Genomic DNA, 10,051 nt, shown 5'->3' with positions numbered 1-10,051 from the left:
TTTTCTTGCGGGCATTTTTATTTTATCGGCTGAAGAACAGCCGATAAAATTGTCGTGGCGGAAAATAGAATGATTACGGATACTAGAAGGGAGGTGTAATATGAGTTTACCACAATGTACTATCTGATGGATTCTTTGTTTTGGATTTGAGAGAGAATTCACTCTTTCTGATTCAAACAATACATATTCAATGGTTTATAGTAAATAGTAATATTATGAAATTAATATATTTGTTAATCTTATTTTTTGTTCAGTTTGTGTGTCTTTCATGCAGTGAACAAGGTGTATACGCTGACAGTGCTTCAAAACAAATAATAAAAAAGGATATGGTAGTTACTCGTGCGATTAATCAATTAACGCCAGGATGTAGTTTACTCACTGAGATTGATAAAAATGCTCAAGATACTGTACTTGAACGATTAAAACTTAATATAGCCAGAGAATGGTATAGTCATAGAAAAGGCTTGTCTTTGCCTTTAATAGATTCTACTATAAAATTTGTACCGGTAATTGATACGCCATCTTTACCATCTATTACAGATTCTGATAAAATACTGATGCCTCAAAAAGATTTTGCTAGCTTCTATGGACAGAATGAAAAAGGGGAGACTCTGTACTTCTATGCTTTATATACAGACAGGAGTAATTTTACAAAAGAAACTAATCCTCGGATGTATAGAGACCAGGTTGAACTGTTCGGGCAAGAATATGCTGATAGGGTGATTGAGAAATTGAGAAATGCCAAAGGTCCTGAACGATGGGAAATTATTGTAGTATCCCCACAAGACCCGGGACATAAAGAATTTGAATATGCAAGAGAACATTCTGATGATGGTTCTTTTTTCATTCTGACCAGAGGGAGAACATATCCACGTGTCTGTTTCTTTGTGAATAACAAGCCTTATTATTGTTGTGAAACGCCACAACACGAGTTGGGTATGAGACTATTGGAGGATTATTTAAGAAGATAATGTAAATAGACATGGTCGATTCAAAGGAAAGGACTACCATCCGATTTATTATATTTTGCCATTGCTCTTGAAGCTCATCAGGCTAATGATATTTTGTAATACCGAAGCATAATTATATAACGACTCAATACTGATGGCTTACTTCACATTTTCGTGAAACCCTTATTGGAAGGGAGAAGGCGGGTGAAGGGTTAGAGTTTCACCCGCTCTTTCATTTCTTATTCTTTGTATTTCACAGCCACCGAAACCCTGTAATTGCCCGGAACGGGTGTGTAAATGGGTTGGTGGGTAGTCCCTTTGTTTTGCAACTTCTTTTCTGCGATCAATCTTTTAATATGGCGGTATGCAGTAATTTGTGTCATTCCACAGAGGTACTGGAAGTCTTTCCGAGTGATCAGTTGGTTTTCTGCAAAATACTTTGTCAATTCCATATCTATCTCCACTTCGGAAAGCCCGGCAGAATGTGGCCTGTATTTCGAACGGTGGAATTCCATATCGGAAAGTTCGGCTTTCAGTTCTTTGTCTGCTTTGAATTTGATTGCTTTCAGCTTTACTTTATGTACTCGCTTGTCTTTAGGATCCCGTATTTCTTCTTCGCAGGAAAGAGTTACTTGTAGATATCCCAATCCGTCGATATGCACCTTTTTCCCTTCTTTAAGGCACTGTGCCACTTCGTATTTCAGTTCCTCCAAAGTTGCTGTCACATCAGACGGGCTTAATGAACAGCGATCGTGAATCCGGTAAACCAGTTTTTTCGTATTTACTGTTTCATAACTAATCGGACGCGCATGATATCTTACCTTGTTTTTCTTCTCCTTCGGCATCGGAGTCTTATATAGTTCAAATTGTACTGCCATAGTCTTTCTTTTTTCTTTAGATGTTTGTAGATTATCTTTTTGATGTTTCTTAATTTTCTTCTTGATATCTGTTATTTATCATTGTTGCGATAAGTGCTTATCATTAACATGATATATGCATGTCATTACTGTGATAAGATATTATCATTATTGTGATAAACTATAAATGTCGGCACCAAAGATAAGGTTTAATTAGGAGATAAACAAGAAATAATAAGGTAAAACGCCAAGTTCATTTTTATAAAAATGAAGGGATTAAAAAGTTGTAAATCCCATATTTCGGATATTATATTCGCATCCATTAAATACTAAAAACGAAATTTTATGGACAAGAAAAGTGTGCTGCTTTCATTATGGCAGAAGTTTGTAAACAGCTTTTATAAAAGCGGAGAGTGTGAAGGATTAATGGAAGACGCATCAAAGTCTTCGGTTAGTTGTTATGAAGAGCCTAAAGAGAGAAAGGAGATAAAAGAGAGGGATTCTCTTTCTAAAACAAAACTGTTGACTGAAAGTGTAGGTCTTTTCTTGAAGTCTCATTATGATTTTCGTTATAATGTTCTGACGGAAGAAACTGAATTTCGTTTGTTGGAACGGATGAACGAGGGATTTCAGCCTGTCAATCAACGTGTGTTGAATACGATTTGCCTGGAAGCGCATGAGGCTGGTATTGCATGCTGGGAACGTGATTTGTCGCGTTGCATTTATTCCACTCGCATAGCAGAATATCATCCTTTCAGGCTGTATCTGGATGAATTGCCGGAGTGGGATGGTATAGACCGTGTGTCCGCATTGGCACGACGGGTTTCTGGAAACCCGTTGTGGGAAAAAGGATTCCGCATTTGGATATTGGGGATGACGGCACAATGGATGGGGGTAATGGGAGATCATGCGAATAGTGTAGCTCCCTTGCTCATTAGTACAGAACAGGGATATTTTAAATCTACTTTTTGTAAGTCTTTACTCCCTCCTGCGCTTCGGCGTTATTATATGGATAAGGTGGATTTGGCAAGTCAGGGAAAGGTGGAGCGTAGACTGGCGGAGATGGGACTTCTCAATTTGGACGAATTTGACAAGTTTTCTCCTGCAAAAATGCCTTTGTTGAAGAATCTGATGCAGATGGCTTCATTGAGTTTGTGCAAAGCTTATCAGAAGAACTATCGTGCCTTACCTCGAATAGCTTCTTTTATTGGTACGTCTAACAGGAAAGATTTGCTCACTGACCCGACTGGTAGCCGCAGGTTTATTTGTGTGGAAGTAGAGCACCCGATTGATTGTGAAGCGATTGAACATGAACAACTTTATGCACAGTTGAAAACGGCAATTCTGTCCGGTCAACGTTATTGGTTTACGAAAGAAGAAGAACAGGAATTGCAAAAAAGCAATCTGGCGTTTTACCGTCAAGGGCCAGTGGAAGATGTGTTGCGTGCTTGTTATCGGTCGGCGGAAAGAAGAGAGGAGTGTGATCTTCTTTCTGCGGCCGATATATTTCAATGTTTAAAAAGGAGGAATCCTGCAGCTATGCGTGGTGCAAATCCGGCAAGTTTGGCGCAGGTGTTGATAGCGGCAGGGATTGAACGAAAGCATACAAAGTATGGAAATGTATATCGGGTGGTAAAAATTGGATAAGAGAGAACCGTTTTGGGTGATGCCTTGAGTGACGGCTTGGGTGAAGGGGGGGAGACCTTCACCCGCTTTAGCCTATGGATAGGGTTCTGTAGCGAAAAGATGAAGGGCTTATAAAAATTACTTGGAATGTGAGAGTGTCACTCGAAAATAATGTTTATCTTTGAATAATTATTAAATGAAGAATAACTATGGATAGTGTGATACGCAAATTTCCTATTGGTATACAGAATTTCGAGAGTTTGATAAACGACGGTTATGTATATGTAGACAAGACAGCGTTGGTGTATAGGATGGCGACTACCGGTCGTTATTATTTCCTTAGCCGTCCCCGCCGTTTCGGGAAGAGTCTGCTGTTATCTACCATTGAAGCTTATTTAAGCGGAAAGAAAGAACTCTTCAAAGGACTTGCCATTGAGAAGCTGGAACAGAAATGGGAAGAACATCCTATCCTGCATCTGGATCTGAATACGGAGAACTACAAAGAACCGGATAGCTTGCGAAGACGGCTGGACAGTACTCTTTCTTATTGGGAGCAACTTTATGGTACAAGGGCGGTGGAGACCTCTTTGCCGTTGCGCTTTGAAGGGATTGTAAGACGTGCTTGCGAGCAAACAGGGCATCGTGTGGTTATCTTGGTGGACGAATACGATAAGCCTATGTTGCAGGCTATCGGTAACGAGACATTACAGGCGGAATATCGTAATCTGTTGAAAGCTTTTTATTCCGTACTCAAGTCGCAGGATAGATATATAAAGCTGGCTTTCCTAACCGGTGTGACGAAATTCGGCAAGGTGAGCGTATTCAGTGATTTGAACAATCTGAATGATATATCGATGGACTATCGTTACATGGATATTTGCGGCATTACGGATAAGGAGCTTCATGAAAACTTTGATGGCGATGTGGCATTATTGGGTGAAAGGAACGGCTTGACGAAAGAGGAATGTTATGTCAAGTTGAAAGAACAGTATGACGGTTATCATTTCGATTACGATACCGTAGGACTTTACAATCCATTCAGTATCTTTAATACGTTGTCTAAGCTGAAGTTTTCCGATTATTGGTTTGAGACAGGTACTCCGTCTTTCTTGGTTTATCTGCTGAAACATTCCAACTATAGGTTGGATAGGATTACCGAGGAGCAGGTTTCGGGCGATTTACTGAATAGTATCGATTCTATGTCGCGCAACCCTATTCCGGTTATTTACCAAAGCGGATATTTGACGATAAAAGGATATGATGACCGTTTCGGTATCTATCGGCTGGGTTTCCCAAACAAGGAAGTGGAGACAGGTTTCATAAAGTACTTAGTTCCCTTTTATACACCGGTAGAAGAAGAGAAAACTGGTTTTCTCATTACCAATTTTATTATGGATATCGAGAGAGGAGAGCCTGATAGTTTCATGCAGCGTCTGCAATCTATGTTTGCCGATACCGACTATAAGATAGTGGGGAAGATGGAACTTTATTTTCAGAATGCGATGTACTTGGTATTTAAGATGCTGGGATTTTATACAGATGTAGAACGTACTACCAGCAATGGTCGTATCGATGTTGTACTGCAAACCAAAGACTATATCTATGTGATGGAACTGAAATTGGATGGTAGTGCTGACGAGGCTTTACGTCAAATAGAGGAAAAAGGGTATGCTTTGCCTTTCGCCAAGGATTCCCGTAAATTATATAAGATCGGTGTGAACTTTTCTTCCGAGATACGTGGAATTGTGGAATGGAAAATAGTGGAAGATAATTCTTAAGATGCCAAGTGCTATTGATTTCGAATAGCCGCATACACTAATCTTTGACAGTTTAGGTATGCGGCTTACTTATATGTTGGGGATGTGTCTTAGTTTTGACACATCCCCTTTAATTTATAGCGTATGAGCAACTGTTTGTGAAGGAAGATTCAGGCATGATTTATTTTTGCCCCTCTTTGAATGATTATCGGACTTTTTATAAAGCCGTATATTAAAAATTTGGAACTTTTTGAATGATTAGAGTACCCGTTTCTCTATTATTTTTAAGAACTTTGCCATTGTGAATTAGTTCGATGACTTACGTTGGCTATAAATTTAAAGTTAATAATAAAAAAAGAATAGACATGAATTACACAAAAATGAAATTTGGTTTAAAGAAAGGGATAGTGGGTGTATGCATCTTGGGAGCAATACTATTGTTTACTACCCCGCTTTCGGCACAAACGAATGGTAAATCCGGTAAAGGACTGTATGAACTGTTTAGTACTAAACTGCCGGATGGGGCGCAATGGGTAAAAGATAATAAGTATGTTCGGAAAGGAGGGTACTCAAAGAAGACGGAAAACTATATATATGTAGGAGCTGCTAAAAGTCCCGCAGAAATGACAGGTTTATCCATCCCTATCCGAGAAAACCCGGGACCGGGAGAGTATCGTTATATTACTTTTGCCTGGGTGAAATGGGGTGGAGAGCAGATCGGAATGAAATTTCATGTTTCCGAAAAGTCAGTCAGTCAAAAAGGAAAGAAATATGATTTTACTTATATCGCCGGAGAACCAAAAGATTTGATAAACCAGTTGAAAGGTCTGGATCTTGGTGACAAGCCTGGACACTGGATGGTGATGACACGCGACCTTTGGAAGGATTTCGGTAATATTACGTTAACCGGAATGTCATTTATTTGTCCTGAAAGACGGGATGCAGGTTTTGATGAAATCTTTCTGGCAAGAACGCAGGATGATATAAGAAATGCTCCGAAAGTACTTCCGAGTGAAATTGCAACAGCCGTTCCGGCAGTGGAGGAAGATGATGAGTTGATGTATGATGAGGCTGCATCAGATAGTATCGCTGCTGATCAGGGAGTACAAATCGACTGGGGAGCACAGATTAAGGCAGGTGGTACAATGATGTATCCATTGTATTTGTTGGGATTGATAGCTCTTGTAATTGCAATTCAGAGACTGATAACTTCGCGTCAAGGTCGCCTGGCTCCGAAACCTTTGTGCAAAAGTGTCAATGAATGTTTGGCAAATGGGGATTTGAAAGGAGCATTGGCTGCTTGTGACAAGTATCCTTCTACGCTAGCGAACTCACTGCGTTTTATTTTTGAGCATGTAAAAGCCGGGCGTGAGGCTGTAAGCCAGACGGCAGGTGACATGGCTGCACGTGATATTCGTACACATTTGGCACGTATATATCCTCTTTCTGTTATCGCTTCATTGGCTCCGTTAATTGGTTTGTTAGGTACTGTGGTCGGTATGATCGAGGCGTTTGGCCTGGTTGCTTTATATGGGGATGAAGGTGGTGCCTCTATTTTGTCTGATTCTATCTCCAAAGCATTGATAACAACTGCTGCCGGTTTGATTATAGCTGCTCCTGCCATTGCTTTATACTTTATTATCAAGAATCGTATCATGCGTATGGCTTCACTGGTAGAGGTAAAAGTGGAAGAAGTGATTACCAAATTGTATCTGGACAACAAGGAGGAAAAGAATGAGACTGAATTATGATGACGATGATAAGGTAGAAGTGCAAATGTCTCCTTTGATAGACTGTGTGTTCTTGCTGCTCATTTTCTTTTTAGTAACTACGATGATGAAAAAATGGGAAATGCAGATTCCGTTAACGCTTCCTACAATGACTTCAAGCCTTTCCACTACACGGGCAGGCGAGGAAGCGGTGATTATCGCAGTAGACGAAAAGAAGAATGTGTATCAGGTAGTAGGACACGATGCCTATTCGGGGGAAAGTATTTACTTGCCTGTAAAAGATTTAAGCGCTTTTCTTTCTGAATTACGCAATAGTCGGGGAGTGGAAACAAATATCGATGTGACGGCCTATCGTACTGTACCGGTAAGTACAGTAATAGAGATATTCGACCAATGTCAAATACAGGGGTTTACACATACACGTGTACGCCTTGGAAGCAAACCTTATTAAGCCTATGAGACTATCATTATTTAATAACGAGGACGAACCGGAAGTTTCTATGTCTCCTTTAATCGACTGTGTGTTTCTTCTGCTTATTTTCTTTCTGGTATCTACCATGACGAAAGTGAAAAATAGGGATATTCCCGTTGATCTGCCAACTTCACAATCGGCTGTTAAATTGAAGCCGGATGATAAGCAGGCTATTGTCGGATTGGATGCCGATGGTAATTTTTATTGGGATGGGCAACCTTGTTCTACCAATTTTATGATGGAACAGTTACGGCAGACATGTATCACTGACCCGGGAAAGCGTATTCGTATTGATATGGACAGGCATACTCCGTTCGGACGTTTTGTAGAAGTGATGGATGCTTGCCAGTTTTATAACTTAACTAATATAGGAATCAGGACGTATGACGAAAACTACAACAGGGAGTAGCCGTCTGACGGTTATCCTATCATGGATGATAGCATTGATTTGTTTTGTGGGCGGAGCACTCTATATTTGGAAGATGCCGTCTCCGGATCAGGAGGTGATAGCTTTGCAAATGAAACAGCAGAAAAATCAAAAGTCCAGAAAGAGTTTGACGGAAAAGGTAAAACAGGAACAGGCACAACGGGCACTACCTGCTAATTATGCCAGACAGTTGGTAGAACAGTCGGAAGTTTTGGTAAAGAAGAATCTGGAAGAGCAGGTGAAGAAGTTTCAAACGATGGCTGAAACAATGAGACGGCGTAAAGACGATATGTTGGCGAAAGTGGAGAAAAGAAAACTGCCGTGGGGAGCACCTGCTGATGCGAATGATACATCGAAAGCACGGGCTATTCCTCGAGCAGGAAATCCGTCAGATAATGCTTCTGTCGAAGAACTTTATGCTGTATTACGTGACTATGAGGCTGAAATTCAACAAAGTCATTTGGCTGTGAGTGCTGCTAAACAGTCTTTATCCAAGGGACAGTCGTTTCCTGAAGTGTATAGTTCTTTGAAAGCGGGTAATTCACGTATGCCGAGTTTTGATGAATTGATAAGAATGCAGTCAAGGGATAGTGAGTGGGCAACTTCGGCAGGCAGTAATGCTAGTGGAGGATTGGAAATAAAGAGCACTGCTGATTTGAATAATTATCGTGGGTTGCTCGGACAAGCTACTCGTCAGGCAGGGTTGGCACAATCTCGTTTGGAAGGGTTGTTCGGGGCAGTTCGTCAGGCTGGTAATCTTGGAAACGGAATGGGACAAGGTACTGGCAGTCCGGGGAATGGAGGTCCCGGAGGCAATGGTAGCGGTAATGGGAACGGAACTGGTATGGGGATGGGAGGCAGTGGAGAGGTTTCTGCTTCCGGAGGCGGAAAGGGAACGTTCAGTGCTTATTCTGGATCGAAGTTGAGTAAGGAAATGGTGAAAGCACAAGCGTTGCCCGGACGGCGTTTCTCTAAAGATGCAGAACGTAAGGGATGGCTCTATATCAATACATGGTATATGATTGGACCGTGGGAGAGCTTCGGCCGGGAGGATTTTTCCATCGTTCATCCACCTGAAGTTTCTATTGACTTTGATGCTGTATATACTGATGGACAGATAGGAACAGGAATTGCGGAAACGGATTCCGATCCGCTAAAAGTTATCGGAGACGAGGTACAGCTTGACGGGACGCTACGTTGGAAGTTTATGCAAAGTGAATCGATGCACAATGTGCCACCTGTGACTACCGGACATTCAACTTACTATGCTTATACCGAGCTTTATTTTGATGAAGCTACTACAATGCTGGTGGCTATTGGTACGGATGACAGCGGACGTGTATGGATTAACGGCAAGGATGTATGGCGTGACTATGGAACTAGTTGGTATAATATTGATGAACATATCGCTCCTTTTCAGTTTCGACAGGGGTGGAATAAAGTTTTGGTCCGGCTGGAAAATGGAGGTGGCGGGCCGTGTGGGTTTAGTTTTTTGATTATTCCCCAAAGTAAATAGATAGATGTGTGTTTAGTTTTAATAGAAAGATTGTTTAAGGATTAATTATTGGTAGAAGTTATGTGAAGACTTTATGTGCCTTCCATAACTTTCTTTTTATGAATTTGATGGAACATGGTACATATAGGTCAGTTGATACAAAAAGAATTATACCGTCAAAATCGGTCTATTACTTGGTTTGCAGAGCAGCTATGTTGTTCTCGAAGTAATATCTATAAAATTTTCTCTCATTCTGATATCAATACTATGTTACTTCTCAAAATATCAGTGATTCTTCATTGTAACTTTTTTCGATATTATTCGGATACTTTAGGGGATATTGAAAAAATGTAAACTTTTTGGGTACACAGTTCTCTTCTTTATTCTTCTTATTTTCCTTATTTTGCCACTGTTAATTAAAAACAGATGTGTTATGGATGTTCAACTTTGTAATTTGATAAAGAGTTATTGTATCTGACAGTATGTGAGGCTGATAGTTTTAAGAATATGTGACGTAAGTTTTGGTAAGATGAAAGAAGGTAAACAAAAGTGCCGGATATTGAAGACAATCCGGAAACAGATAGCGGAAGCGAATGACATAAAGCTTGTAACATCTAAATGTAGATATCGGGGAGATTGCCTAGGTACATGTCCAAAATGTGGTAACCATTCTATTTTCCGCCTTGACACGCATCGCAACCCAGCATATCTTTGCGGCATAACCAATTACTAACAAA

The 10,051-nt window shown here is 40.5% G+C and carries 8 protein-coding genes and 1 pseudogene; 8 read left to right on the top strand and 1 reads right to left on the bottom strand.

The window, feature by feature from the left end; genetic code table 11:
• Positions 1-215 precede the first annotated feature (215 nt).
• The gene (locus NSB03_RS19025) at positions 216-971 is read left to right on the top strand and encodes a hypothetical protein (protein WP_024988644.1); all 756 of its coding nucleotides are present in this window, start codon (positions 216-218) and stop codon (positions 969-971) included.
• Positions 972-1,189: 218 nt separating this feature from the next.
• On the opposite strand, the gene NSB03_RS19020 is transcribed toward NSB03_RS19025, so the two are convergent.
• The gene (locus NSB03_RS19020) at positions 1,190-1,828 is read right to left on the bottom strand and encodes an HU family DNA-binding protein (protein ID WP_004307636.1); all 639 of its coding nucleotides are present in this window, start codon (positions 1,826-1,828) and stop codon (positions 1,190-1,192) included.
• 324 nt (positions 1,829-2,152) lie between these two features.
• On the opposite strand from NSB03_RS19020, the gene NSB03_RS19015 reads away from it, so the two are divergent.
• The 7 genes and pseudogenes from NSB03_RS19015 to NSB03_RS18980 form a co-directional block, all read left to right on the top strand.
• A complete protein-coding gene (locus NSB03_RS19015; protein WP_135039398.1) occupies positions 2,153-3,454 on the top strand; it encodes a DUF3874 domain-containing protein in 1,302 nt (433 codons plus the stop codon).
• Positions 3,455-3,642: 188 nt separating this feature from the next.
• Positions 3,643-5,211, top strand: coding sequence for a PD-(D/E)XK nuclease domain-containing ATP-binding protein (locus tag NSB03_RS19010; protein WP_128824507.1), 1,569 nt, complete (start codon positions 3,643-3,645; stop codon positions 5,209-5,211).
• A 344-nt stretch (positions 5,212-5,555) separates the two neighbouring features.
• Positions 5,556-6,941 carry a MotA/TolQ/ExbB proton channel family protein gene (locus NSB03_RS19005; RefSeq protein WP_135039399.1) on the top strand — a complete coding sequence of 462 codons (1,386 nt, stop codon included), beginning with the start codon at positions 5,556-5,558 and terminating at the stop codon, positions 6,939-6,941.
• Entirely contained in the window at positions 6,925-7,371 is a 447-nt protein-coding gene (locus NSB03_RS19000; RefSeq protein ID WP_024988646.1) for an ExbD/TolR family protein, read from the top strand. The genes NSB03_RS19005 and NSB03_RS19000 overlap by 17 nt, the downstream gene beginning before the upstream one ends.
• A gap of 4 nt (positions 7,372-7,375) precedes the next feature.
• Complete coding sequence (locus NSB03_RS18995; protein WP_004307631.1) at positions 7,376-7,801, top strand: ExbD/TolR family protein; 426 nt, start codon at positions 7,376-7,378, stop codon at positions 7,799-7,801.
• Entirely contained in the window at positions 7,776-9,335 is a 1,560-nt protein-coding gene (locus NSB03_RS18990) for an ATP synthase subunit B family protein (protein ID WP_135039400.1), read from the top strand. The genes NSB03_RS18995 and NSB03_RS18990 overlap by 26 nt, the downstream gene beginning before the upstream one ends.
• Positions 9,336-9,843: 508 nt before the next feature.
• Positions 9,844-9,975, top strand: a pseudogene (locus tag NSB03_RS18980) (carboxypeptidase-like regulatory domain-containing protein); the annotation flags it as partial.
• Positions 9,976-10,051: the final 76 nt, after the last annotated feature.

This window comes from Bacteroides acidifaciens, assembly GCF_024623065.1.
Taxonomy (GTDB): Bacteria; Bacteroidota; Bacteroidia; order Bacteroidales; family Bacteroidaceae; genus Bacteroides; species Bacteroides acidifaciens.
Note: the sequence above shows the minus strand (reverse complement) of the source record. Positions and strands in the feature narration are given on the sequence as shown.